The organism is Streptomyces sp. 4F14 (genome assembly GCF_048159485.1).
Taxonomy (GTDB): Bacteria; Actinomycetota; Actinomycetes; order Streptomycetales; family Streptomycetaceae; genus Streptomyces.
Window position 1 is genome coordinate 173,646 of the sequence record NZ_JBLRVY010000017.1, and the last position, 25,546, is coordinate 199,191.

Sequence of the window (25,546 nt, forward strand, 5' to 3'; positions counted from 1 at the left end):
CCCCTCACCCGCAACAACCTCCACCACAACACCCTCCGCCCCCCTGCGGCTTCGGCGAGGCCGGCGTACCCGCCGTACCCCCCACCGCCACCGTCGACAGCAGCTTCACCGTGTCCCCGTGCCCAGCGGGACAGTCCGCCGGGGCCGAGGACTCGGCCATGGGGCGGGACAACTCGAACGTATCGCCGCAAGTCCGGCACCGATATTCGTAACGAGGCATGCCGCAAGGCTAACGGGCTGAGCATGATCATGGAGATGGGAAGTACCCCATGGCCTTGCCGGTGTGACGAACTCCCTCCCTCCGGTTTCCGCCGTACGCAGTGATTGCGTTCATTTCTGTCACTTTCTTGTGTGGAGAACTTGCGAAGAGCACTGGTAATTTGAGTGGGCCGCGAGGTTGGGGGGACGTGGGGGCTTCACAGCCGTGACCAGGTGAACGAAAGCCCGCCCGTACGTTCTGTGCGTCCCTCCGCGCGGCATCCACGAGTGCGGAGGGAGACGCTGTCGTGACCGAGCGGGGGGAGGGGGAGCGGCCCCAAAGGCCGGACGAGACGATGCAGTTGAAGGTCCCTGCCTCCTTCCGGGCGGACGAGACCATGCAACTGCGCGTCGGCGACCTGGAGATACCCGAGGCCGGAGCGTCCCCCGGCGGGTCCAGCAGGCTGGCCCGCAAGAGGGAACTCCGGCCGTCCCCCCTGCGCCGCCTCGCCGGCGCCGCCGCCCCCTACGCCCGCCGCCTGCGGCCCGCCTACCCGCGCCCCGACCGCGACGGCTGGCGCCGCTGGATGCCGTCCTGGCGGCAGTGGGCCGGCGCAGCCCTCGCCGGCACCGGCGCCGGTGTCGTCTTCCTCGGTATCGCCTACGCGGCCACCGACATCCCCGACCTCAACTCCTACGCCAAGCAGCAGGACAACGTCTTCTTCTGGGCCAGCGGCGCCCCCATGGCCCGCACCGGCTGGGTGCAGCGCCAGGACATGCCCCTCAAGGACGTCCCCGAGGACGTCCGCAACGCGGCCATCGCCGCCGAGAACGCCAGCTTCTACAGCGACCCCGGCATCTCCCTCAAGGGCATCAGCCGCGCCCTCCTGCGCACCGTCGGCTCCGGTGATACCCAGGGCGGATCGACCATCACCCAGCAGTATGTGAAGAACGTCTACCTGAACCAGGACCAGACGGTCAGCCGCAAGTTCACCGAAGCGATGATCGCGCTCAAGCTCGACAACCAGATGAGCAAGGACGACATACTTCAGGGCTACCTCAACACCAGCTGGTACGGCCGGGGCACCTACGGCATCCAGCGCGCCGCGCAGGCGTACTACGGCAAGGACGTCGGCGAACTCAACGCCAGCGAGGGCGCGATGCTCGCCGCGCTCCTCAAGGGCGCGGGCCTGTACGACCCGACGCTCAGCGCCGCCAACCACGCGCGCGCCGTGGAGCGCTGGAAGTGGATCCTCGACCGGATGGTCGAGCTCGGCAAACTGTCCAAGCAGGAGCGCGCGAAATACACCGCGTTCCCGGAGCCACTCAAACGCAACCCGCTCTATGACACGGGTCAACAGACCGACTACCTCGTCGAGTTGGCGACCAGCTATGTGAAAAAGGCCGCGAACATCTCCGACAAGGACTTCGACCTCGGCGGCTACCAGATCTACACGACCTTCGACAAGAACCGCGAGACCCAGCTCACCGACGAGGTCACCAAGGCCCGCAAACAGGCCCAGAAGGACGACCCGAAGAACGCGAAGGCCGCCCACTACGGCGCCGCCTCGGTCGGCGCGGACGGCCGGATCCTCGCCGTCTACGGCGGCCCCGACCACCGTACGCAGGGCTACAACGAGTCCAACGCCACGACGGTGCCCGCCGGTTCGGCGTTCCAGCCGTTCGTCTACGCCGCCGGCCTCGAACACGGCGTACGCAAGACCCGCGAGGGCCCCATCGAGCAGGTCACCCCGAGATCCCTGTACGACGGCAACAACGGCGCGCTGGTCAGGACACCCGAAGGGCCGTACTGGGACCGCAGCGGCAAGCCCGTCGCGGTGAAGAACGACCAGGGCAGGTCGTACGGCACGATCAGCCTGCGCCGCGCCCTCGCGCTCGGCGTCAACGGGCCGTTCATGCAGCTCGGCATGGACACCGGCCTCGACAAGGTCCGCAAGACCGCCGAGGACTCGGGCCTGCTCTCCTCCAGCATCGGCGCGATGGTGCCCGCCCTGTCCACGGGCAGCTCCACGCCGAGCGCGATCCGCATGGCGAGCGGCTACTCGACGTTCGCCGCCGGGGGCACCCACACCGAGCCGTACTCGGTGCGCAAACTCACCCGCAACGGCGCCGCGGTCGACCTCGCGATCCCCGGCAGGCAGCGCGCCATGAGCGAGGAGGTGGCCGGCGAGGTGACCGACGCGCTCACCGACGCGCTGAGCACCGCCCACCCCGCCGCGCCCGGCGCGGGGAAGGCCGCCGGCAAGTCGGGGACCACCGAGAAGGACACCGCCTCCTGGTTCGTCGGCACGGCCGAGAAGGTCTCCACGGCCGTCGTCGTCTACCGCATCGACCTCACCAAGAGCCTCGAACCCCTGCCGCTGGAAGGCATCGCCGGCACCACCGGCGACAGCGTCCCCTACGGCATCTGGTCGCGGGCCACGCAGCCGACCGACTGACCACCGGGCCGGATCCCGCCGACCGCCCCTGTCCCCCAGCAGATTGAGCAGCCGCACATGAAGCAACCGTCGGGCCGCCGCCGCAAGGCACCCGAACCCCGGCCCAAGTCCCCGGCCACCAACCGGCGTTCGGGGTTCCTCTCGCTGGCCGCCGTTCTCGTCGTCACCTCCCTCGTCGGGGGATACCTGGTGCTCTCCCGCACCGACCGGACCACGCCGACGGCCGCCGAGGGCCCCCAGGGGCGGCAGACGGTGAAGGAGACCGAGGAGCCGTGGGACGGGAAGACGAAGGTGCTCGGGGACGGCTCGACCTCCTACACCGGCCCGCAGACGGGCCAGTTGAAGCCGGAGAAGCTCAAGCCCGGTGAGAAACCGCCCCAGTTCGTCGTCTTCTCCTGGGACGGCGCGCTCCAGGGCGACGACCAGCTCTTCTCCCACTACCGGAGCCTCGCGCAGGAGTACAACGCGCACATGACGTTCTTCCTCACCGGCATCTACCTGCTGCCGAAGGACAAGAAGAACCTCTACAACCCCCCGCAGCACCCCCAGGGCTCCGCCGCGATCAGCTACGCGACCGACGACCACATCCGCACCACCCTCGAACAGCTCGGCCGGGCCTGGGAGGAGGGCAACGAGATCGGCACCCACTTCAACGGCCACTTCTGCGAGGCCAAGGGCGGCAAGGACTGGAGCGTCGCCGAGTGGAAGAGCGAGATCGACCAGTTCTACGAGTTCGCGGAGAACTGGAAGACCAACACCGGCTTCAAGGAGATGGACCCGCTGCCCTTCGACTTCCGCAAGGAGGTCACCGGCGGCCGGGCGCCCTGCCTGGAGGGCCAGCCCAACCTGCTGAAGGCGGCGAAGAGCTACGGATGGCGCTACGACGCCAGCTCGCCCGGCAAGTTCCAGGTGTGGCCGGACAAGAAGGACGGCATCTGGGACTTCCCGCTCCAGATGCTCCCCTACGAGGGCGGCAAGTACCAGGGTCTGTCGATGGACTTCAACTTCCTCTACAACCAGTCCAACGGCGAGGTGAACGGCGACCCCGCCAAGTACCCGCAGTGGGAGCGCGAGACCCTCGACACGTACATGGCGGGCTTCAACCGGGTCTTCTACGGCAGCCGCGCGCCGATGTTCATCGGCAACCACTTCGAGGACTGGAACGGCGGCATCTACATGCGGGCCGTCGACCAGATGATCAGGAACGTGTGCACCAAGAAGGACGTGAAGTGCGTGTCCTTCAAGGAGTTGGCGGACTGGATGGACGTCCAGGACCCGGAGACCCTCGACCGGCTGCGAACCCTTGATCCTGCCCAGAGCCCGGACTGGTCAACCGTCGTCCAGTGACGGTCTCATAACAGCTTGCCGCTCGGCAGGTAACCCCCTTCACAACAGCCACACATGGCATGCAAGGATTCCGCTACCCGGCATCCCTCCCCCCGCCGGGCAAGAGGGGAACTATCAGTGAAGTCAAGGAAATTGAGCCGTTCGCGGCGTCGCGTCACGATACTCACGGCGACCGCCGCGTCGGTCGCCGCGGGCGTCGCGCTGCTGCCGAACTGGTCGGCGGGCGCCGCCACCCCGAGCGACCCCACGGTGGACGCCAAGACCCGGGCGACCTTCCAGAAGCTGGCCGACGCGGTCTTCACCGACCGCACCGACGCGCTGGTCGACGGCAACCGCAAGAAGCCCGAGACCAAGGGCTTCTCCGGCCGCGTGAAGCTGTCCGCCAAGCAGAACAGCACCGAGAGCAGCACCCTCAACTCCCTCGGACAGCGCAAGACCACGCTGGCCAAGCTCGGTGAGAAGTACAGCAAGGGCGCCACCACCGTCAGCCTCGACACCGTCAAGGTCACCGGCCGCACCGCCCAGGCGAAGGTCACCGAGACCACGACCCTCACCTACGAGAAGGTCAGCGGCAAGGAGCCCGCCACCACCGGCTTCCAGGCCCACCACGAGCTGACCTTCAAGGCGGACCACAGCGGCAACTGGCAGCTCTCCGGCGTCCGTTCGACCGACCAGGGCGGCACCACCGTCAACCAGGTCGCCGCGCCCGCCGTCGCCACCGTCAAGCCGGCCACCGCCGCGACCGACATGCCGGCCGCCCCCCGCGCCGCGACCACGCGGGGCCCCGTCGCCGTCCCCAAGACCCTCACGGGCGGGACGTACGACTACAAGGCGATGGCCACCTACGCCGAGAAGTACTGGAGCAACTACAACACCGACTACCCGAACTTCAACGGGCAGGGCGCGGGCGGTGACTGCACCAACTTCGTCAGCCAGTCCCTGAAGGCGGGCGGCTGGAAGCACGCGCCGGGCTACGTGTACGACTACACGAAGTGGTTCGGCAACAAGGACATCCAGTCCTACTCGTTCGTCGGCGTCAACGAGTGGTCCTGGTTCACCCAGAACGCCAAGCGCTCCACGCCGCTCGCGAACGTCTACCAGATGCAGGTCGGCGACGTCCTCCAGGTCGACTTCGACCGGGACGGCTCCAAGGACCACACGATGATCGTGTCGTACGTCTCGGGCGGTATGCCCTACCTGACGTACCACTCCTCGAACACCTACCGGCGTTCGCTGTCGAGCGTCATCTCGTCCTACCCCAACGCGTACTACTACGCGTACCGCACCTGATCCCTGGCTCTCAGGCAGTACCCGGGCCCGTCACCCCTCGGAGGTGGCGGGCCTCGCGCGTCCTCAGTGCGCCGTGCCCCGCTCCTCGCGGATCTGCGACACCACCCGCGCCACCGCCTGCCGCACCGCCTCCGTCTCGGTCAGGAAGTGCCAGTAGTCCGGGTGACGGCCCTCCAGGCCCGCGACCGCCCGGTCCAGCCGGGCCACGGACTCGTCCAGCGGGCGCGCGTGACGCGGGTCCGGGGTCGTACGGCCCGTCATCGCCAGGCGCTGCGCGTCCCGGATCGCGAAACGCGTCCGGTCGATCTCCTGCTGCGGATCCTTCTGGACCGCGTTCAGCCTGCTCAGCCGGTCACCGGCGGCCGACACCGACTCGTCCGTCGCGTTCAGCAGCGCCCGCACCGTCGACAGCAGGGACGTCGCGTCCGGCCAGCGCTGCTCCTCCCGCGCCGACCGCGCCTCCCGGAGCTTCGCCTCCGCCTGCCGGACGTTCTCGGCGGCCTGCTCCGGCACCCGCTGGAGGTCCTGCCAGCAGGCCGCGGTGAACCGGCGGCGCAACTCGCTGAGAATCGGGTCCACTTGATCGGCGCGGGTCGTCAGCGCCTGCGCGCGCGTCCGCAGCGACACCAGCCGGTGGTCGATCTCCGCGGCCCGCTCCGGCAGCCGCTCCGCCTCCACCCGCAGCGCCTCCGCCTCCCGCGCCACCCGCTCCGCGCGCCCCAGCGTGTCCGCCACGCCGTGCTGGCCCGCACCCTGGTTCAGCTTCGTCAGCTCCGGCGCCAGCGCCGCCAGCCGGGCCGCCAGATCATCCGCCTTGAGCCCCGTACGCCGCACCGCGTCCAGCCCGTTCGACGCGGCCAGCAGCGCCTGCCGGGCCCGCTCCACCGCCGGGGCGAGCCGCGCGAGCTGCGTCTCCGCCTTGCCCAGCAGCGGGCCCAGACCGCTCGCGAAACGGTCCAACTCCTGCTTCGCCTGCGTGAGTTCGTCCTTCGCGCGGGTCAGCTGCGCCCGCGCCTGCGAGGCCGCCGAGGTCTCCAGGTCGTCCCGGTCGAGGTCGTAGGCGTCGACGGCGGTGATGTACCGCTGGCTCACCTCGTCGATCCGTCGGCCGATCTCCTCGAACGAGCCGACCGCCCTGCGCGCCGCAGCGGAGTCGTCCACCGCCGTGATCGTCTCGATCGAGATCCTCAAGTCCCGCTGCGCGGAGTCCAGTTCGTAGAACGCCGCCGCGGCCGCGTCCTTCGCCGCCTGCGCCTCGACCCGCATCCCCTCCCGGCCGCCGAACCACCGCCGGGTACCGCCGCCCGCGAACGCCGCGGGCAGGGCGAGAACCGCGAGAAGGGGGAGCGCGGTGACGAGGGTGAGGGTGTCCCGTAGCGCCAGGGAGCTACGGAGTGTGGGCGCGCGCCTCACGGGCCGGTCCGGTCGACTCTCGTGTGAAGGTGTCGCCGTCACGTCCCTCTCCCGCGCTGTCGTCCGTCCTGCCTGGCCCGGTTCCCATTCTCCCACCGGCTAAGGACGAACACACGGGGCGGTCGGTTCGCGTCCCGCCTCAGCTCGCGGTGCGGACGGTCAGGTCGCCGTCCGAGACCCGCGCCGTGATCTCGCTCGCGCTGTCGTCCGCGCGGGGCACGGAGACCCGGGTGTCACCGTCGTTCACCTTCGCGGACACCTTGTACGTCCCCTTCGGCACCTCGACCGTGACGTTCCCGTCGTTCGCCTTCACCTCCACCCGCTCCGGTACGGCGGACAGGTTCAGGCGGACCGAGCCGTCGCCGGAGCGGGTGACGACCGTCCGGGAGGAGACGTCCGCGCGCACCGAACCGTCGGCCGTGTCCAGGTCCAGCGGGCCGGAGCTGTCGGTGATCCGTACGGAGCCGTCGCGGGCCTTCACGCTCAGCGCGTCCCGCAGGCCGCTCGCCTTCACGCCGCCGTCGTGCGAGACGACCTTCACCGCGACGCCCCGGGGGATCTCGACCCGGTGCCGCGAGGAGCAGTCCGCGACGATGCCGCTGCACCGCATCCGCAGCTTCAGCAGGCCGTCCTCCAGCGACCACGTCACCTTCGGCTCCTTGCCGACCGCCACGGAACCGTCGAACCAGCGCGTCACCTCCACCCGGCCCGCCCTGTTCCCCTCCGCCGCGACGATCTCCAGCGCCGTGTCGTCCGCGTCGATCGCCAGCGTCGACCCCTTCAGCTCGAACGCGCGCGTCTCCGGCGTGGAGTCCTCCGAGGCGTCCGAGCACGCCGTGCCGAACACGGCGACGAGGACCGCACCGCTGAGTACGAGACGGGTAGTACCTGAGATGCGGGCCATGACGAAGTCCCCCCTGAGACGAACCGGATCGGTACTACGACGCTAGGCCCGCGGGACTGCGTACTCGATCCGGCTCCCTCCCTCATCCGGGGTGGGGATAACCCCCGGGGGACCCCCTAAGGGGATACGGGTTTGCGGGGCAGCACCCCCGGCAAGGTACGCTGTCGACTCGTCCTGAGTGCGCCAGCCTCGGGGAACGGGTGCGTAGCTCAGGGGTAGAGCGCCTGCCTTACAAGCAGGATGTCGGCGGTTCGAAACCGTCCGCGCCCACAGGTCAGGCCCTCTAGGTGATCCCTAGGGGGCCTTCTCCGTCTCCCGGGGTACCCCCCGTACCTCCAGTCCCGCCATCAGCTCCGCCGTCGCCGCCTCGATCGCCGCCACCGCCCGGTCGAAGACCTCCTGGTTGTGCGCGGCGGGCGCGCGGAAGCCGGAGACCTTGCGGACGTACTGGAGCGCGGCGGCGTGGAAGTCCTCGCCGGTCGCGTCGTGCGGGAGGGACGGCGGGCGGAGGGTCTTGATGCTGCGGCACATGACGCCAGTGTCCCTCTCCGGAGCTACTCCCGCCGCCCCTTGGCAGTACCGCTGCCCCTTGGCATGATCACCGTCGTGGCGGCCACCGGAGACCCGGGGCCGACCGGCGAAAGGAATCACGTCATGACGTACGACAGGCTCACCGTCGCGGTCCTCGGCCCCGGCGGGGTCGGCGGACTGCTCGCCGCCCTGCTGGCGAAGGCCGGCCACCGGGTGATCTGCCTCGCGGGCGAGGACACGGCGACCGCCCTGCGCACCCACGGCATCCGGGTCCACAGCCGCCAGTTCGGCGACTTCACGGCCCAGGTCGAGGCGGACACGGAGCTGCGGACCCCCGTCGACGCCGTACTGATCACCGTCAAACAGACGGCTCTGTACGAGGCACTCGCGCGCGTCCCCGCCGAGGTGCTCGGCGACGCCCTGCTCGTGCCGTTCCTGAACGGCGTCGAACACCCCGCGGCCCTGCGCGCGCACCACCGACCCGACCTGGTCGCCCCGGCGGTGATCCGCGTCGAGTCCACGCGGACGGCACCCGGCGTCGTCGACCACGCGAGCCCCTTCGTGGAGATCGACCTGTCCGGCGACCCGGTGGACGCGGGCCGTCTGGAGGCGCTGGCCGCCGCCCTGAACGAGGCGGGCCCGAAGACCCGGGTCCTCGGCGACGAGGCCCGGGCCCTCTGGGCGAAGCTCGCGTTCCTGGCGCCCTTCGCCCTGCTCACCACGCGGTACGCCCTCCCCGTCGGCGACCTGCGCACCGTCCACCGCGACGAACTCACCGCCCTGGTCACGGAGGTGGCCGTGATCGCCACGGCCGCCGGTGCCCCCACCGACCCCGCCGCGACCCTCGCCCGCTACGACGCCCTGCCGCCCGGCATGAAGTCCTCCATGCAGCGCGACGCGGAGTCCGGGCGGGCGCTCGAACTCGACGCGATCGGCGGGGCGCTGCTGCGGGCGGCGGAGCGGTATGGGGTGGGGGCGCCGGTGGCCGAGCGGGTGGTGGGGGAGCTGGGGGCGGTGTAACCGGGGGCGGGGCGGCCCGAAAAGTCGTACAGGCGTACGACTGCCTCGTTCGTGTGAACCCCATGAGGGAACTCGCTTCGCAAAATCGAACAGGCGTACCATTGTGGTCGTGGCGAAGACCTATGACTTTCCGAGCGACCTGCGCGCCGGTCAGGAGGAGCTGCATCAGGTCCGGGCCGAGCTGTCGGCCCTGCTGAAGCGGCTGCCCTGGTCGGTCGCGCCCCTGGACGGGTTCAGTGACACGGAGGGCTGGCGCCGGGTGGAGCGGCCCGCCTCGCCGGGGTGGACGCAGGACGAGCAGGCGGAGGTGGAGAAGCTGCGCCGCAGGGAGCACGAGCTGGCGGTGTTCGTGACGGGGCACCGGTTCTGGGCGGAGGTGGAGACGGGGGACCGGGTGGAGGCGCGTATGCGGTTGAAGCACGAGCCTCCACCCGAACCCTGAGGGTCACATCGGACCCTGGAGGGTCACTTCTTGCCGAGGAGGCCCTTCATCTCCGCGATCTCGGCGTTCTGCGCCGCGATGATCGCGTCGGCCATCGTCAGGGCGGGCGCGTAACGCCCCTTCGCCTTCTCGGTCCCGGCCATCTCGACCGCGCCCTCGTGGTGTTCGATCATCATCCGCGTGAACTGGGCGTCGAACTCCGCGCCGGACGCCTTCTCCAGCGCCGTCATGTCCGTGCCGGACATCATCCCGGCCATGCCGGACATCCCGGAGTGCCCGGAGTGGTCCTCACCGGCCGCGGGGACGTCCTCGCCCCACGCCGTGAGCCACCCGCTCATGGTCTCGATCTCCGGGTCCTGCGCCTGCTTGATCCGCCCGGCCAACGCCTTGACCTGCGGCGACGAGGCCCGCTCGGCGGCCAGCGCCGCCATCTCGACGGCCTGCCGGTGATGCGGGATCATCCCCTGCGCGAAGGAGACGTCCTGCGCGTTGTGCGCGCCGTCGGAGGCGGCACCGGACACGGACGGCGAGGCCGCCCCGCTCCCCTGGTGCCCCTCGCTGTCCCCGCCCCCGCCGCACCCGGCGAGAAGAAGAAGCGCGGCGGTCGCGACGACGGCGACCCGGACGGGCCGTGTACGGCCGATGGTGCTGTTCATGTGCGTGAACTCCTGCGTACGGAAGGTCTTCTGGACGCGGCAGCACCCCCCGCCGGCGTACGGCGAGGTGTGCGGGCGCCTCTAGATCCGCAGGAGCTGAAGCTCGGCGAGCGACGGCGGAGCCCGCGCCGCCTCGGAATCGGCCCGGACGTGGGAGCGGACGGTCTCACCGGGTACGACGACGGCGACCGGGTCGGCAACGGGCCCCGCCAGCACGGGCGTTCCACTCACCTTCGCCGCCGCACACGTCGCGTCGGCGTGCCGGGCATGCCCGCCGCAGTGCCCGTCCCCGGAACACCCGTCGGCAGTCACATCGGTGTGCGCACCGGCCTCGGACATCGTTGGGATCGCGCCGGAAGCGGGGGCCATGCCGGAAGCCGTGGCCGCCCGGTCGTGCCCGACCGCGTGCAGCCCGCCCGGCGCGAGCCCGTGCATGGCGAGCACCCCCACCAGCACCCCAAGCACGCACAGAACCGCCGGCCACCCCTTCAGGGGCGACCACGCGGCGCGCGGCTGGGCTCGGTTCACGCACGCCATCCTAGGGGTGGCTGTGCATCCCCCGTGGGGGTACCCGGTATCCGCGCACCCTGTCCGCCGCCCCCGGCTCAGCTCGTCTTCGCCGGCCGCATCAGGTACGCCGCCCCCGACCCCGCCGCGAACAGCGCCACCACCGACACGGCCGTCGACAGCCAGCTCGCGCCGAGCCAGTGGGCGCCGTAGTACCCGATGGCCACGCTGTAGCCCGCCCAGGCGATGCCCGCGAGGACCGACCAGGGGAGGAAGTCGCGGACGCGGCGGTGGGCGGCGCCGGAGACGAGGGAGACGACGGAGCGGCCGGCGGGGGCGAAGCGGGCGAGGACCATGAGGGGGCCGCCGCCGCGCGCGAGGGCCTCGCCGAGACGTTCCTGCGCCGTGGTGAGCCGCCGGGAGCGGGCGATGGCCCGGTCGAGGCGTTCGCCGCCGCGCCAGGCGAGACGGTAGGCGACGAGGTCGCCGAGGACGGACGCGGTGGTCGCGGAGAGCATCAGGAAGAGGATGTCGGGGACGTGTTCCGGCACCTGGCCGGCCACCGCCGCACCCGAGCCCGCGGCGGCCGCCGTCGCCGCCGTGATGACGAGGACACCGCTCGGCAGCACCGGCAGGAACACGTCGAACAGCACGGACAGGGCGACAACCGCATAGATCCATGGACCGCCGGTCAGCGACCCCACACTTTCCAACACCACGACTCCCGTGACTCCCCCGATGACAGCCATACAGCGTACGCCCAGGGAGTGACAGAAGATCCAGCGGGGGTACGTACGACGCGCATGGAATGTTCACTCGAACGGCACGTTTCGAGCGGCGTTCACAGCCCGGGTCCCTTAACAACGGAACAAGGGGGTAGCGATCGCGCCGGACCGAGACAAACGACCGAAACTCCGGAAATGGTGAGCATCCATGCTGGCAGCCATCTGCGCGGGCGCCCTCGCCGCGGCCCTCGCGGCCGGGCCCGGTGCGGCCCGTGACGTCGTCCTGCGGGCCGACGCCCGGTTCGCCCCGCCGACCGCCTTCGTCCCGTCGGACGCCGTCACCTACGACCAGGACCTCGTCCCCGCGGGCTCGTCGATCGAGGTCGTCCAGCGGACGACGTACGGCGGCGCCACCGTCGTAACGCTCCGGGTGAGTGGTCTCCCCTCCGGTCGCGCGTACGGCGCGCATGTGCACCAGAAGGCGTGCGGGGCCGATCCGGCGGCGGCCGGCGGGCACTACCAGCACACGCCGGGTACGGGACCCGAGTACGTCACCCCGCGGAACGAGGTGTGGCTCGACTTCACGACCGGGAAGGAGGGCTCGGGCGTGGGGGTCGCCACGCACGCGTGGACCTTCCGGCCGGGCGAGGCCGCGTCCGTGGTGATCCACGACGAGCCCGGCTCGAAGGGGGCCCGCGTGGGCTGCTTCACGGTGCCGTTCGCCTGGACCGACGCGAGCTGAGCACGAGGGGGTGGGCCTCCCTCGAACCTCGGCAGAGGTACACCCCCGTAGTACTCCGGTATGTCAGACCCGTACTACTTCAGAGCCACTCACGGCCGACGAGCCCCCCGCCGCCGCCTGCCCCTTCACGCCACCCTCCACCGCTACCCGCAGCACCGCCCGGGCCACCGCGTCCGCGTCCGACAGCGTCACCGAGTCCACCCCTGGCCGTGCCCCCGCGGCGGTCACCCAGTGCACCCCCTCGGTCGGCACCCCGAACGCGAACCGCCGGGTATGGGGTACCCCCTCCCGGTCGAGGAGGTGGTAGGGCCGCCCGGAGACGTCGACACCCCCGGTGGTGTACCCGTCGACGACGTGCGCCCGGCACTGCCCGGTCTCCCGCAGGTGGGCCAGCAGCGGGTCGGCGCTCACCGCCAGGTCGGGTTCCGGGAGCCGCGCCTCGACGAGCGTGGTGACGCGGACCGCCGAGCCGGGCACGTCGGGGGAGTGGGCGAGCCACGCCCCGTCCTCCCGCGTCACCTCCAGGCGCGGGCCCAGCACCTCCACGACGCCCGCCTCCAGCAGCGCGGTCAGCTCCTCGATCCGGCGCCGGGGCGGCCCGATGGACAGGAACGCGTTGAGCGGCGTGTACCAGCGGTCGAGATGGTCGCGCCGCGAGTCCCCGCGCAGCCCGCCGTGGTCGACGACGAGCCTCAACTCGTTGCGCAGATCCCGCAGTACGTCGAGAGCGGCCTTCAGCGGACCGTCGACATTCCCCCGCCGAGCTTCCGCCGCGTCCGCCCGCAGATGGCCGAGGAGCCACTCCCGCCACTCGCCGCGATGCCCGAACTCCCGTTCCGCGTAAGGCCGGGACACCCGCTCCCAGTCCCACCGCGCCTCGTCCGCCACCCCGAACTCGGCGAGCAGCGCGGCCTCTTGGGGATCGCCGTAGGGCGCGGCCAGATAGCGCGGCGCGAACTCGGGGCGCCCCACGAGCACCGAGTAGTAGACGGTCTCGACCTCCTTGGCCACCAACGGCCAGACGTCGCGCAGGAAGTCGGGCGCCTCCCCGGAGTCCGCGCGCTTGCGCAGCGCCGAGACCGCCTCGGGCGTCAGCACCTCGGGCAGGTGCCGCCCGTAGGGGCCCTTCGCGTTGTCGCCGCGCGCCTGGTACGGCAGCCCGCGCCGCGAACCGGCGTACAGCCGCGGCTCCCGGCCGGACGGCACGTACCGCAGGGCGCCGCCCTCACGGACGTACGCACCGCCCCGGCCGGTCGTCAACAGGGCCATGTGGTCGAAGAAGTTGAGCCCGAGACCGCGCAGCAGCACCGGCTCGCCGGGCCGGACGGCACCGAGGTCGACGTCGGCCGGGTTGGCGGGCGGGACGTGCCGCAGGGTGTGGCGCTCGGCGTGGGCGGCGTCGCGCAGTTCGGCCGGGGAGGGCCGTACCGGCAGATGGCCCTGCGCGAGGACGACGGCCGAAAGTCCGTTCAGCGTACGGCCGTTGTCGAGGGCGAGGGTCTGCCGGCCGTCCGCCGCGTCGTCGAGGCGTATCGCGCGCGCCCGGTGGGTCTCGACGCGCACCGAGGGCGGTGCGTGGCGCAGGGTGCGGGCGAACACCCACTCCAGGTAACGGCCGTACAGCGCCCGGGTCGGGTAGTCGTCGGGGCCGATGCGGCCGTCCGCCCACTCGTGCAGGCTCGGTCCCGCCAGGACCGGGCCCGAGCAGTTCACGCTGTCGTCCGTGAACAGGGTCACCTGCGAGGCGACCGTGTTCATCAGCAGGTCCTCGGACTGCGCGGTGCGCCAGACGCGGCCGGGGCCCGGCGGGGCCGGGTCGACGACGTGCACGGTCAGCCGTACGCCCGGCGCGAGCAGGTCCGGCGCCGAGGCGCAGAGGCGTTCCAGGACGCTGGTGCCGCGCGGACCGGCGCCGACGAGGGCGACCGCGGGCGGCGCCGCGCCGGCGCTCGACCGTTGCTGCGGCACAGAGAACACAGTGGACAAAGGTGGACTCCCAGGCGTGTGGGGGCGCAGTGGGCAAAGACGCCCCCGGAAGGGGACGGACGCCCGTTCGGGGAACGGACGGCCGCCTCATCATTGCCCCCGCCCGTCACGGAAGCCAACGCGGACCCCTCCGGTCACAGTTCCCCCACACGCGAACGCGCGGAAAACCTTTGCCGTGCCCGCGCTGATCCCGCGCTGATCCGGCCTTGATCGCGGGCCCGCACAGTGAGGGGCGAGACGACCCGGACCCCAGGGGAAGAGGCACGCACCCATGGCAGCTCCCGAGTTCCCGGCGGCCGTCAGGCCCGTCCGCCCGCAGGCGCACCGGCGGACGCCCGCCGCGGCCCTCGACCTCGACGACCGGCAGCGCAAACTCATCGCCCTGCTGTACGCCGGGCACACCGACACCAGCGCCGCCCACCGGCTCGGGGTCAGCCCCCGCACGGTCACCAACATCCTGCGCGCGCTGATGGACCGCCTCGGCGTCGACAACCGCTTCCAGCTGGGCATGGTGCTCGGCTCCCGGCTGCGCGTCCCGGAGCGCCCCGCCGTCCCCCAGCCGCCGTCCGTCGACCGGGTCCCCGCACCCCGGCGCCCACCGGGCCGCGGCTGACGCCCGGGAGCCGTGGAGGGTCCGTACGCGCCGCGAACCGAGAGGCCACAGTGACCAGTTCACCGCAGCACGAGGGGACAGTCCGCACCCAGGGCGGCGAGGACGGCCTCTACGGCCGGCTCACCGACGCGTTGCTGTGGACGGCCTTCCAGCAGTCCGTCTTCCCCCGGCTGCCGCCGTCCTTCACGTTCGTCGACGTCTCGGCCCGCGCCGGCCGCTGGGCCCGCCGCATCGCCGCGGAGCACCCGCACAGCACCGGCGTCCACATCGCCCCCACCCCCGAGGCGGCCGACGAGGCCCGCGCCCGCTCGGCCGACGCCGGGTACGGCGACCGGGTGCGCCATCTCGCGGCCCGCCCCGGCGAGTTGGCGGGCCTGCTGGGCGACGGCGGCCACGACCTCGTCTTCCACGACTGCTCGCCGCTCAGCGCCTTCACCCAACCGGAGCCAGGGCTCAAGGAGTTGGCGGCCCTGGTGGCGCCCGACGGGCTCATGGTGTCGTTCCTGCCGAGCCGTTGGCACACCGCCCTCGAATACCTCGGCTGCGGCGATCTCCAGGCGGCCCTGCACAGCCTCGCCGGACACGACCCCGGCGCCCCCGACGCCCCGCACGCGCACCTGTTCACACCCGGTCAGATCCGGCTCCTGTGCCGGGCGCTCGACCTGCGCGTGGACGCCCTCACCGGCTTCCCTGGCCTGGTCCTGCCCGCCGCGAGCACCTTCTACGAGCGGGTCCCGCACGAGGAGGACACCTTCGCCCATGTCCTCAAGATGGAACGGGAGTTGCTGATCGACCCCGACTCCGGGGCGCGCGGCGCGCACCTCCTCGCGGTGACCACCCGGCCGGGCGGCTCACCATGAGGCGGGGACGGTGAGCAGCAGCCGGGCCGCGTCGCGCTCCTGCGGCAGCCGCAGTTCGGCCAGCAGCAGCCGGGCGTCGGTGAGCGCGGAGCGCGCCGCCTCCCGCTCGCCGAGGTCGAGCCGCACCTGGCCGAGGACCAGCATCGCGAGCGCCAAGTTGCGTACGTCGCCCGCCCGTTCGCACATCTCGACCGCGCGCACCGCCTCCACCACCGCCGACTCGGCGTGCCCGAGGGCCCGCAGCGAGTCCGCGAGCCGGAACCGGGCACACGCCTCCCGGCCCGCCAGCCCCGCGTCCAGCGCGACGGACAGGCACCGCTCGTACCAGGACACGGCCGCCCGGTGGTCCTCCAGCGCGTGGTGGGCGACCCCGAGGACGTAGAAGGCGTACGCCGCCCCCGCCGGGTTCTCGCACAGCGCCGAGGCGTCCGCGAGCAGCCGTTCGCAGACGCCGATCGCCCGGCCCGGGTCGCCCGTGTCCACGTGCAGGAGCGCCGAGTTGAGGGTCGTCGCGACCTCGCCGGCGGTGTGGCCGAGGCGGCGGGCCAGCTCGATCGCCTCCGCGTAGCAGACCTCGGCGTCCGGGAACCGGCCTCTCGACTGGTGGGCGAGACCCAGGTCGTTGAGGGCCTGGCGCAGGATCACCAGGTCCCCGGTGTGCCGGGTCAGGGCGACCGCGAGCGTGGAGTGTTCGACGGCCGCGGCGAGCCGGGAACGGGCGAGGTGGATGTTCCCGCTGAGGAACCGGGCCCGCCCCTCGGCGCGTTCGTCGCCGGCCAGCACCGAGGCCCGGGTCAGGACCTGGAGCGTGGTGTGCCACGCCACATGGCTCGTGTCACCCCAGAAGGCGCTGAGCGCGATCAGTAGATCCGTCGCCGGGGTCAGCCACTCCCGGTGGTCGTGCTCGCCGGACTCCCCGGGCCTCGCCTCCGACCACTCCCGGGCGGCCTGCGCGGCCTGCGCGGCCACCGCGAGCGCCGTCGGCGCCTCCGCGACCGCCCACGCCCGCGCCTCGGCGAGCCCCCCGAACCGCCGGCCCGGCATCCTGGCCGGGGCCAGGGCGTCCTCGATCGGATCGCCGGGCACCGCGTGCCGGAACGCCTCCGCCGCCGAGGCGAGCAGCGAGTGCAGCAGCCGCCGGAACGGCTCCACGTACGCGGCCCTGGGCAGCTTCTCCCGGGCGAACGTCCGCAGCAGGCTGTGGAACCGGTACCGGCCCGCCGACGGTGCCTGAAGGACCGCCGCGTCGACCAGCGACTCCAGGAACTCCTCCGCCTCCGCCTCGTCCACACCGAGCAGCGCGGACGCGCTCGCCAGCGACAGGTCCGGGCTGCTCACACAGGCCAGCAGGCACAGCGCGTGCGCCTGGTCCACGGGGAGTTGACGGAACGTCACGTCGAAGACGGCCGACACGGTCAGCTCGCCCGCCCTCAACTCGCTGAGCCTGCGCCGCTCGTCGGCCAGCCGCGCGGTCAGCGACCGGATCGACCAGCGCGGCCGGGCCGCCAGCCGGGCCGCCACGATCCGTACGGCGAGCGGCAGACAGGCGCACGACTCCATCAGCGCGGCGGCCGCCTCCGGCTCCGCGCGCACCCGCTCCGCGCCGATCGTGTGCCTCAGCAGCTCCAGCGCCTCTTCGAGGTAGAACGCCTCCAACTCGACCTGGAGCGAGGCCGGGAGACCGCCCAGCCGGGTCCGGCTGGTGATCAGCACCCCGCAGTGCGCGCTGCCCGGCAGCAGCGGCCGGATCTGCGCCGCATCCCGGGCGTCGTCCAGCACGATCAGCACCCTGCGCTCGTTCAGCATCGTCCGCAGCAGCGCCGTACGCGCCTCCAGCGGCTCCGGCACGTCCTCCGGGCGTGCGCCGAGCGCCCGCAGGAACCCGGCCAGCACGGTCCGGGGCGCGGCCATCGCGCCCAGGTCGGCGTACAACTGCCCGTCGGGGTACGCCTCGCGGACCCGGTGTGCGACGTGCAGGGCGAGCGAGGACTTGCCCACGCCGCCCATGCCGGCCAGCACCACCACCGGGAGCGTCGGCCTGCTCTCCGCGTTCATCGCCGAGGCGATTGCCTGCGCGACATGTGCCCGGCCGATGAAGTCGGCGGGCTCCGGCGGGAGTTGGGCGGGCGGCAGCACGGGCGCGGTGACCGTCCGGTCGTCCACCGCCGCCGGGCCCTCGGGCGGGTCGGGTACGGCGTCCAGCTCGCCGTTCAGTATCCGGCGGTGCACGGCGGTGAGTTCGGCGCCGGGCTCGACGCCGAGTTCGTCCACGAGGAGGCGGCGCGCTTCGTGATACGTCGTCAGGGCGTCCGCCCGGCGGCCGGATCCGGCCTGTGCTCTCATCAACAGGGCGTACAGTCGCTCCCGTAACGGATAACGGCCGACCAGTTCCACCAACTCGGGAATGCACAACTGGCCCCGGCCGAGTGTGATCGCCGTGTCGAGGCGCTCTTCCTCAAGAGTGAGGCGGGTCTCGTCGATGCGATCGCGCTGAAGTGCCGCGTACGGGCCGGGAATCCCCGCGAGGGGTTCTCCTTTCCACAGGGCGAGAGCCCGTTCCAGGTAGTCCAGCGCGTGGTGCGGGCCCGGGGCGTCGACGGCTTCCCGGCTGAGGCGTTTCGCCTCGTACCAGTCGATGTGTTCGTCCTTCACCAGCAGGCGGTATCCGTCGCCCACCGAGACCAGAAACTCCGGGGACTTGCTGTTGGTTTCCAGAATCTTGCGCAGCCGCCAGGCATAGGTGCGCAAGGTGGTGAGCGCGGAGGCGGGGACCTCCTCGCCCCAGATGGCCGCCATCAGGTCCGACGCCGACGCGGTCCGCCCGCGGCGCAGCAGGAGGGCGGTGAACAGGGCCTGCTGCTGAGGGTTTCCCAGGTCCAGGTCGGTCGAGTCGCGGCGCACTTCGAGAAATCCGAGGAGGGACACATGGAGGACCGCCACCGGGTCACCTCTCTGGTCGAACCGAGCGCAGCGCGGGCCATCCTAGCCGAGAACTTGTGACTTCAAACAATTGTGGCCGGACGTTCTCATTCAACTCATGTGATTGGCTGGGGGATTACCTCCGAGAGAGGCGCAGAGAGGGAAGATGTGAAGACCGAAATGAACCGTCAGGCAACTGCATGGGCTCCCGACTGGAACAGCACCGGCTCCTGAAAATCAGGACCGGGGTTTCCTGTGGAGGCGGCCTGTCTGAATATGCGCGCGGCAAAAGAGTCGCAAATTCTCCACGTCCGGTGTTCCCGGTTCCGGGTGTTCGGTCGCGCCCGGCCCACCGAAATGCCCGGCCGACCACCCAGGCGTCCATGAGCGGGCTGATATGACGAGGCTTGTCGGTGTTGATGGCCAGATGGACCACCCCGATCCGGTCACCGTCGAAGCCCGGCATCGACGCGGGCGTTCCCCTCCTCCGGCGCCCCAGGAGAGCGCGCCGGGCCGGTCGCCCAGGGCGCGCGGATCGGCCGCGACCCTGATCCGGGCTCTTCGGGAGCGCCACACCGAACGGACACGCCACCGGGCTCGCGCCGCGCGCCGGCCGGGCGCCTTGCCGCCGCTGCCGCTCGCCATGGCCGCACCGGCTGCCGACAGCCATCGCGGGCCCGGCACATCGCTCTCGCGCAGAGCTTCGAAGAGGGGGTGCGTTCCGTCCGGCTCGCCGTGAAACGCGGCCGGTCCGCCGGCCATGTGCCGCGAGCCGACGGCGGGCCGTATCCGAACGGCCCACCGCCCGGGGCGACTTCAGGGAACGGGACGTCGAAGACCTCCCGCGGCACGAACACCGCTCGCTCCGACGGGCTCAGCCGCTCCGACGGGCTCAGCTGCTCCAGGGGCGGCGGTGCGGTCGGCGGCTCGGAATCGGCCAACTCCGCCGCCCGTGCCGGGTCTTCGGGGGAGCGGTGGGTGGCGGGCTCGGGAGTCGGAGGGCCACGTACGCATTTCGGTGCGTCTGCGGTGAGCGCGGGGCGTCGATCGTGGCGTGGGTGGCTGCGTCGAGTGGGGCCGGGGGGCCGAGGCGGCGTGGCTCTGCCAGGTTTCCTGGGTAGTGGCCTCGGTCTTGGTCGCGCTGCCCGGGGTCCGGGATGCGGGGGAGGGCGGCAGGGGCCGCAACTCCTGGAGTTTCGTGGCCTGTTGCGTGCGTGCGGTGGGGCGGCCCCTTGGCGAAGGTGGTGGTCGCGTCTTCGGTTCAGTCTCCGTCGTGCGTGGTGGCCGGTTCTTCCCGGGGGCGAACCTCTTCGTGACGCGAGCGGTGCGCGAGATGCACAGCGCGAGGCCCGTCGTCTTCTCGTCCCGGGAAGCCTTGCGTTTCCGTGGACGAGGCAGGGCCCCGCGCTGTGGCATCTCCCGGTGAGGGATCAGCAGCCGGCGAGGTAGCTCGTCAGCGCGGACTTCTCGGCGGAGTCGACGGACAGGTCGTAGTAGTACTTCACCTGCACCCAGGCGCGGACGTACGTGCAGCGGTACGAGGTGACCGACGGCATCCACTCGGCCGGGTCCTGGTCGCTCTTGGCCTGGTTGACGTTGTCGGTGACCGCGATGAGCTGCGGACGGGTGAGGTCGTTGGCGAACGCCTGCCGCTGGGCCGTGGTCCAGGCGCTGGCGCCGGAGTCCCACGCCTCGGCGAGCGGGACGAGGTGGTCGATGTCGAGGTCGGACGCGGCGGTCCAGGTAGCCCCGTCGTAGGGGGAGTACCAGCTGCCGCTGGTGGCGGCGCAGGAGGAGTTGGTGACGACGTTGGACCCGTCCCTCTTGAGGACGGTCTCACGCGTGTTGCAGGCACCGGAGATGGTGATCCAGTGCGGGAACAGGTCCCGGTCGTAGCCCGTGCGGTCCTCGGTGGCCACGGTGAGCTGGGACAGGTAGCTGCGGGCGGTGGCGGCGCTGACGGGCGTGGGGAGCGCGGCGGACGCCGTCGGGCCGTTGAGGACGCCGACGGAGGCTATGAGCCCGGTAAGGGCGGCGAGTATGCTGAGCCGTCCACGCGCGTAGAACTTTCGCATGCGAACTCCCGGGGAGTGTGGGGGTGTTGGAGCGGGGGGCGATGGAATGCTCGCGGGGGTGTATTGCGGTGAGGTGTGCGGGCGGTAAGAAGTTAGTGACGCGAGCATGACAAGACAAGGTCTGCGGCGAGTTCTGTGACGAGCTCTGTGGTGAGGGGGCGGGGGACTTTCGCCCCTACGGCGATGCCGGTGCCGTCGCGTACGATGGGCGGCGCAGAAGGGGAGTAGCTCTTCGCCGGACCGTCGACATACTGCTCAGCTCGCCTGAGCCGGCGCCCGGAGGCGGGGTGGTGACACCCGCCAGCGAGACCTTCGGCAAGCAGTGCACCTCCGTGTCGTCCGACGCGGGGCCCGTGTGCTGTCCTGCCGAGGTGTCTCCGTGGATGAGGCTCAGCACTCTCGGTGGGGTGGCACCCGACCGATTGAGGAACCTTGATCAGCATCAGTGTGACGGCGCTCGTCTTCGGCGTCGTCTTCCTTGCCGAGCTGCCCGACAAGACGGCGCTCGCCGGGCTCGTCCTCGGTACGCGCTACCGGGCGTCGTACGTGTTCGCCGGGGTCGCCGCGGCGTTCCTCGTCCACGTGGTCCTCGCGGTGGCCGCGGGCAGCGTCCTGACCCTTCTCCCGCAGCAGCTCGTCCACGCCCTCACCGGGGTCCTCTTCCTCGGCGGCGCCGCGATGCTGCTCCTCAAGAAGGACGAGGGCGAGGAGGAGGTCCGCCGCCCCGAGAACCAGTCCTTCTTCAAGGTCGCCGGGGCGGGATTCATGCTCATCCTCGTCGCCGAGTTCGGGGACCTCACCCAGATCATGACCGCGAACCTCGCCGCCCGCTACGACGACCCCCTCTCTGTCGGCCTCGGTGCGGTCCTGGCCCTGTGGGCCGTCGCCGGGCTGGGCATCGTCGGGGGGAAGGCGCTGATGAAGCGGGTACCGCTGAGGCTGATCACCCAGATCGCGGCGGTACTGATGCTGGGGCTGGGGGTGTGGAGCCTCTGGGAGGCGGTTGCGGGGTGAGGACGGGGCGCCCGGGGCGGCCGGAGTTGCCGGTGCGGGCCGGGGTGGGCGGGTGCCTGGTGTGACTGGATCCGGCTGGGTGACCGGGGTACCCGGTGTGGCCGGGGTGGGCGGTGCGGGCCAGGGTCGGCTGGGCGGCTGGTGTGGGCCGGGGCCGCCGGGCGCGCTCACAGCCCTGGTGTGGCTGGAGTCGGCGGTGTGGATGGGGCGGCCGGTGCGGTCGGGGTCGGCGGGGTGCCTGGTGTGGCCGAGGCTGGAGCCGGCTGGGCACCCGGGGTGGCTGGATCGGCTGGGCACCCGGGGTGGCCGGTGCGGTTGAGGTCGGCCGTGTGGTCAAGGTGCCCGGGGGCGGCTCGGGGCCGGCCGGAGTGGCGAGAGCGCTTGGTGCCGGCGGGGGTGGTCTGGACGGTGAGGTCCGGGTGCCTGGCGCGGTCGGGTGCCCGGGGCGGGTGAGGTTCGTGAGGCGGCCGGAGTGCCTGGTGTTGACGTGGAGGGTGCGCTTACGGCGGCGCCCGGTGCGGTCGAGGTCGGCGGGGCGCTCAGGGCCAGCGGGGGTGACGGGGTTGACGGGTCGGCCAGGGCGCCCGGGTGGGCGGTGCGGCCCGTGTGGACGGTGTGCCCGGGGCCCGTCGGCCCGGCGGTGCGGTCGAGGTCAGTGCGGGTGGCGCATTCCCGTGCCTGTCGGGATGCCGCTGTGTTCATCCGTGCCGGAGTTCCTTGCCGGGGCCCCGAGCCTTGGCCACAGTGGCGTGGGGCGGGCGGGTCGTCCGCCCGGGCGGCGACGGTCGCTGTTCTCGTCGCCGGAACCCGGAACCCGGAACCCGCAACCCGGAACCCGCAACCCGCAACCCGCAACCCGGAACCCGCAACCCAGAAGGGGAGCATCACCCGTGAAACGATTACGTCGTTCCTGTCTCGCCCTGGCCCTCGCGCTCGGCCTGTCACTGACCACGGCCGGTGTCTCGGCCGCCGCCCCCGACTCCGCGCTCGCCTGCCCGCCGGAGGGCACGCGGTTCAAGACGCCCACCACCGGAGACAGGGTCTTCCTGGTCGGCCCGTCGAGCTTCCTCTACTACATCCCGAACCGGACCGACTACTTCGCCCTGTGGGGAAGCTGGGACGGCATCGTCACCATCAACCGGGCGTCCTGCGACAAGACCGAGCACGCGCTGAGCAACGCCCGTCTCCGCCAGGTGCCCGGCTTCGCCAACGTGTTCATCTGGGACGAGAGCTGGGACGACTTCGGCCAGCCGAACCGTTACCGCTGGATCCAGAGCTGGTCGATCTTCACGAGCAAGTACCACTTCGACCCGGCGAAGATCGGACAGGTCAACTCGCTGACCTACAGCGAGCCGAACTGGACGTAGGGCCCCCGCGCGCGGCCCCGCCGAACCTGCCGCCCCCGCTGAACGCCCGGTGAAGTTTCGGGTGGGTGGTGGCGGCGAGCGAATTCGTTTTGTACCGTGGAGAAACAAAGTGGTTCCCGCTCGTTCTCCCTGACCGGCGGGCGGGGCCACCTTGGTTCCTGGATTCCGGGCGTCTGGAGTGTGCATGTCGATCGCCGAGCCTGTTGTCATAGCCGCTCGGGCCCTCCTGCTCGACATGGACGGGACGCTCGTCAACTCGGATGCGGTGGTGGAGCGGATCTGGCGCCGGTGGGCCGACCAGCACGCACTGGACGGCGACGACGTGATGAGGGTCGTCCACGGCCGCCAGGGCCACGCCTCGATGGCCCTGCTGCTCCCCGACCGCCCCGTCGAACAGAACCTCGCGGACAACGCCCGCATGCTCGCCGCGGAGACGGCCGACATGGACGGCGTCGTCCCCGTACCCGGCGCCTCCGCCTTCCTCACCGCCCTCGCCGGGGTCCCGCACGCGCTCGTGACCTCGGCGGACGTACCCCTCTCCACCGCCCGCATGGCCGCCGCCGGGCTCCCGCTGCCCGCCCTGCGCATCACCGCCGAGTCCGTCGGCGCCAGCAAGCCCGACCCCGAGGGCTTCCTCAAGGCCGCCGCGGAACTGGGCATCGCCCCCGCCGACTGCGTCGTCTTCGAGGACTCCGGCGCGGGCATCCAGGCGGGGCAGGCCGCGGGGATGCGGGTCGTGGGAGTGGGCGAGCGGGCCGCCGCGCACGCCCCCGACGCCGTCGTACGGGACCTGCGCGAGATCGCGGTGGAGGTCACCGAGGACGGGGTCCGGCTGCACGTGCGGGGCGCGCGGACCTGAGGGCTGTCCGACGACGCTTACGGCGCCGAGCCCGCCGGCCCGGCGTCCGGCCCGGCGCCTCTGCCCGCCCGCTGCTCACACGGTCCCTGCCGGCATCCGCGCCCTGTCACGCCGTACCCCGTCGGCCCGTGCCCCGCGTCCCGTCGGCCGGTGAAGTGGCCTCCTTCGACGGCCGGTCCTTCTCCGGGCTCCCCGGGGTCTCCGTGTCCTGCGGGGGCTCCTCACCCCTTCAAGGCTCTTTCGTCTCCTTCTCCAGGCGTTCCCGGGTCGCCGCCCCGTACACCCCCAGCTCGTCGGCGGTGATGTTCTTCGACCACTGGTAGTTCTTGAGCGCGCTCTCGACCGGCTCGTCGAAGACCCCGTCCGCGTCCTCGCTGTACAGGTACAACTCCTTCAGCCGCAGCTGGAGTTCCCGTACCTCGGCCCCGGTGTCGCCGCGCCGCAGCACCGCGACCGTGAGGCTGGGCACCTGGCGCTGGTCCTCGGCGGAGCCCCCGGTGGGAGACGCCTCGGCGGAGGGGGAGGCGGTCGTGGAGGAGGAGGGCGAGGGGGAGCCGCCGGAGGGTGTCGGCGAGGGCGAGGGCGCCGCGCTCTCGGACGGGGCCGCCGCGTCGGACGTCGGCGTGGGCTCGGCGGTCCGCGCGGCAGGCGCCTCCACGGACGCCGCCGCGCTCCGGGACGGCACGGGGACCGCCGCGCGGATGTCCTCCGGCGGGGAGTGGTCGCGCGCGGGCGCGTCGTACGCGAAGAGGCCGGTGGCGAAACCGGCGGCGGCGAGGATCGCGACGACGGCACCGCTGGTCGCGAGAAGGACCGCCCGACGGCGACGGTTCCCGGCCCCCTGGGCGGGATCGAGGTCCCCCGGAAGTCGTACGTCGCCCAGGGCTCCGGCGTCGTACAGGGCCGTGTCGCTCGGAAGCTCCGTGGCCCGCGGCGCCCCCGCGGCGCCCGGGACCCGTGCGTCCCCCGCATCCCCCGGAGGTATTACGCCGTCCAGGGGTCCTACGCCCCCCGGCCCCGCCCCTTTCGCCGCGCCGTAGTCCCCCGATACCCCTGGCTCTCCAGAGCTACCGTGCGCACCAGGGAGCCCGCCCGCGACCGTCGGCAGCGGGGCCGTCGGGGTCGTGTCCGGAAACGATTCGGCGGCGGCGGGGACGGCTCGTAACGGCATCGTCGCGTCGGCCGGCTGCTGGCCGGGAGGCCGGCCCCCGGCGACCGGGGCGCCCGCCGTGCCCGCCAGTTCCACGTACGGCCGGATCCGCAGCGGATCGAAGTCCTCGGCGGCTGCCGCCTCCGCGAGCCGCGCCTCCTTGAGCGCCTCGGCGGCCCGCCGCGCGCAGTCGCAGGACGGCGTGCTGTCGGCCGCGCGCAGCGCCCCGCACTCCGGGCAGGGATGCCCGTACGGCCCCTGCGGCGCACCGGGTCCCGCGCGCTCCGTCGGCTCGTTCACGCCTTCACCCCTCCCCGTGGGAACTCCGGAAATTATGCAGATCCTCCACAGTCATCGCACGCCCCCATCGCACCACAGGTCACAGGGTGTGAAATGGCCGGAAAAACTCTCCCCGTGCTTCGACAGGCCGTTCCGGGTGACACCGACCACCATGGAAGGGACACGAGAG

22 protein-coding genes and 1 tRNA gene are annotated in these 25,546 nt (G+C 72.0%); 12 read left to right on the forward strand and 11 right to left on the reverse strand.

From position 1 onward, the window contains the following. Positions 1 to 4: 4 nt before the first annotated feature. A complete protein-coding gene (locus ACLZOT_RS28125) occupies positions 5 to 220 on the reverse strand; it encodes an FmdB family zinc ribbon protein (RefSeq protein WP_416971884.1) in 216 nt (71 codons plus the stop codon). Positions 221 to 506: 286 nt separating this feature from the next. On the opposite strand from ACLZOT_RS28125, the gene ACLZOT_RS28130 reads away from it, so the two are divergent. The 3 genes from ACLZOT_RS28130 to ACLZOT_RS28140 all read left to right on the forward strand — a co-directional run bounded on the left by ACLZOT_RS28130 (position 507) and on the right by ACLZOT_RS28140 (position 5,294). Beyond that, positions 507 to 2,657, forward strand: a complete 2,151-nt coding sequence (locus tag ACLZOT_RS28130; protein WP_416971885.1) for a transglycosylase domain-containing protein — start codon at positions 507 to 509, stop codon at positions 2,655 to 2,657. Positions 2,658 to 2,714: 57 nt separating this feature from the next. Beyond that, the gene (locus ACLZOT_RS28135; protein WP_416971886.1) at positions 2,715 to 4,004 is read left to right on the forward strand and encodes a hypothetical protein; all 1,290 of its coding nucleotides are present in this window, start codon (positions 2,715 to 2,717) and stop codon (positions 4,002 to 4,004) included. 132 nt (positions 4,005 to 4,136) lie between these two features. Next, entirely contained in the window at positions 4,137 to 5,294 is a 1,158-nt protein-coding gene (locus tag ACLZOT_RS28140; protein ID WP_416971887.1) for an amidase domain-containing protein, read from the forward strand. Between the two features lie 63 nt (positions 5,295 to 5,357). On the opposite strand, the gene ACLZOT_RS28145 is transcribed toward ACLZOT_RS28140, so the two are convergent. Next, on the reverse strand, positions 5,358 to 6,749 hold the full coding sequence (locus tag ACLZOT_RS28145; RefSeq protein WP_416971888.1) for a hypothetical protein: 1,392 nt from the start codon (positions 6,747 to 6,749) through the stop codon (positions 5,358 to 5,360). Positions 6,750 to 6,846: 97 nt separating this feature from the next. Further along, complete coding sequence (locus tag ACLZOT_RS28150; protein WP_416971889.1) at positions 6,847 to 7,611, reverse strand: DUF4097 family beta strand repeat-containing protein; 765 nt, start codon at positions 7,609 to 7,611, stop codon at positions 6,847 to 6,849. Between the two features lie 198 nt (positions 7,612 to 7,809). Here ACLZOT_RS28150 and ACLZOT_RS28155 point away from each other — a divergent pair. Next, positions 7,810 to 7,881, forward strand: a tRNA-Val gene (locus tag ACLZOT_RS28155). 24 nt (positions 7,882 to 7,905) lie between these two features. On the opposite strand, the gene ACLZOT_RS28160 is transcribed toward ACLZOT_RS28155, so the two are convergent. Next, positions 7,906 to 8,142, reverse strand: coding sequence for a DUF2277 domain-containing protein (locus tag ACLZOT_RS28160; RefSeq protein ID WP_416971890.1), 237 nt, complete (start codon positions 8,140 to 8,142; stop codon positions 7,906 to 7,908). 123 nt (positions 8,143 to 8,265) lie between these two features. Between ACLZOT_RS28160 and ACLZOT_RS28165 the strand changes: the two genes are divergently transcribed. Together ACLZOT_RS28165 and ACLZOT_RS28170 are read left to right on the forward strand one after the other, a co-directional pair. Beyond that, a complete protein-coding gene (locus tag ACLZOT_RS28165) occupies positions 8,266 to 9,162 on the forward strand; it encodes a ketopantoate reductase family protein (RefSeq protein ID WP_416971891.1) in 897 nt (298 codons plus the stop codon). 109 nt (positions 9,163 to 9,271) lie between these two features. Next, on the forward strand, positions 9,272 to 9,604 hold the full coding sequence (locus tag ACLZOT_RS28170; RefSeq protein WP_416971892.1) for a hypothetical protein: 333 nt from the start codon (positions 9,272 to 9,274) through the stop codon (positions 9,602 to 9,604). Between the two features lie 23 nt (positions 9,605 to 9,627). Here the strand turns inward: ACLZOT_RS28170 and ACLZOT_RS28175 are convergent, their stop codons facing one another. The 3 genes from ACLZOT_RS28175 to ACLZOT_RS28185 all read right to left on the reverse strand — a co-directional run bounded on the left by ACLZOT_RS28175 (position 9,628) and on the right by ACLZOT_RS28185 (position 11,483). Further along, positions 9,628 to 10,260 (reverse strand): DUF305 domain-containing protein, encoded by a 633-nt coding sequence (locus tag ACLZOT_RS28175; RefSeq protein ID WP_416971893.1) that lies wholly within the window; start codon positions 10,258 to 10,260, stop codon positions 9,628 to 9,630. A gap of 81 nt (positions 10,261 to 10,341) precedes the next feature. Next, positions 10,342 to 10,797 carry a DUF6153 family protein gene (locus ACLZOT_RS28180; protein ID WP_416971894.1) on the reverse strand — a complete coding sequence of 152 codons (456 nt, stop codon included), beginning with the start codon at positions 10,795 to 10,797 and terminating at the stop codon, positions 10,342 to 10,344. 68 nt (positions 10,798 to 10,865) lie between these two features. Continuing rightward, complete coding sequence (locus tag ACLZOT_RS28185) at positions 10,866 to 11,483, reverse strand: DedA family protein (protein ID WP_416971921.1); 618 nt, start codon at positions 11,481 to 11,483, stop codon at positions 10,866 to 10,868. Between the two features lie 217 nt (positions 11,484 to 11,700). On the opposite strand from ACLZOT_RS28185, the gene ACLZOT_RS28190 reads away from it, so the two are divergent. Beyond that, entirely contained in the window at positions 11,701 to 12,234 is a 534-nt protein-coding gene (locus tag ACLZOT_RS28190) for a superoxide dismutase family protein (protein WP_416971895.1), read from the forward strand. A gap of 63 nt (positions 12,235 to 12,297) precedes the next feature. On the opposite strand, the gene ACLZOT_RS28195 is transcribed toward ACLZOT_RS28190, so the two are convergent. After that, a complete protein-coding gene (locus ACLZOT_RS28195; RefSeq protein WP_416971896.1) occupies positions 12,298 to 14,202 on the reverse strand; it encodes an FAD/NAD(P)-binding protein in 1,905 nt (634 codons plus the stop codon). A gap of 289 nt (positions 14,203 to 14,491) precedes the next feature. Between ACLZOT_RS28195 and ACLZOT_RS28200 the strand changes: the two genes are divergently transcribed. Beyond that, entirely contained in the window at positions 14,492 to 14,833 is a 342-nt protein-coding gene (locus tag ACLZOT_RS28200) for a helix-turn-helix domain-containing protein (protein WP_416971897.1), read from the forward strand. A 50-nt stretch (positions 14,834 to 14,883) separates the two neighbouring features. Further along, a complete protein-coding gene (locus tag ACLZOT_RS28205) occupies positions 14,884 to 15,693 on the forward strand; it encodes a hypothetical protein (RefSeq protein ID WP_416971898.1) in 810 nt (269 codons plus the stop codon). On the opposite strand, the gene ACLZOT_RS28210 is transcribed toward ACLZOT_RS28205, so the two are convergent. Then, complete coding sequence (locus ACLZOT_RS28210; RefSeq protein ID WP_416971899.1) at positions 15,685 to 18,633, reverse strand: BTAD domain-containing putative transcriptional regulator; 2,949 nt, start codon at positions 18,631 to 18,633, stop codon at positions 15,685 to 15,687. The genes ACLZOT_RS28205 and ACLZOT_RS28210 overlap by 9 nt on opposite strands. A 1,409-nt stretch (positions 18,634 to 20,042) precedes the next feature. Beyond that, positions 20,043 to 20,687, reverse strand: a complete 645-nt coding sequence (locus tag ACLZOT_RS28215) for an HNH endonuclease family protein (protein ID WP_416971900.1) — start codon at positions 20,685 to 20,687, stop codon at positions 20,043 to 20,045. Positions 20,688 to 21,119: 432 nt separating this feature from the next. Here ACLZOT_RS28215 and ACLZOT_RS28220 point away from each other — a divergent pair, with 432 nt between their 5' ends. From ACLZOT_RS28220 to ACLZOT_RS28230, 3 genes are all read left to right on the forward strand, one after another. Further along, entirely contained in the window at positions 21,120 to 21,701 is a 582-nt protein-coding gene (locus ACLZOT_RS28220) for a TMEM165/GDT1 family protein (protein WP_416971901.1), read from the forward strand. Positions 21,702 to 22,591: 890 nt separating this feature from the next. Continuing rightward, complete coding sequence (locus tag ACLZOT_RS28225) at positions 22,592 to 23,068, forward strand: hypothetical protein (RefSeq protein ID WP_416971902.1); 477 nt, start codon at positions 22,592 to 22,594, stop codon at positions 23,066 to 23,068. A gap of 184 nt (positions 23,069 to 23,252) precedes the next feature. After that, complete coding sequence (locus tag ACLZOT_RS28230; RefSeq protein ID WP_416971903.1) at positions 23,253 to 23,927, forward strand: HAD-IA family hydrolase; 675 nt, start codon at positions 23,253 to 23,255, stop codon at positions 23,925 to 23,927. A 229-nt stretch (positions 23,928 to 24,156) separates the two neighbouring features. Here the strand turns inward: ACLZOT_RS28230 and ACLZOT_RS28235 are convergent, their stop codons facing one another. Then, a complete protein-coding gene (locus ACLZOT_RS28235) occupies positions 24,157 to 24,612 on the reverse strand; it encodes a peptidoglycan-binding domain-containing protein (protein WP_416971904.1) in 456 nt (151 codons plus the stop codon). Positions 24,613 to 25,546 lie beyond the last annotated feature (934 nt).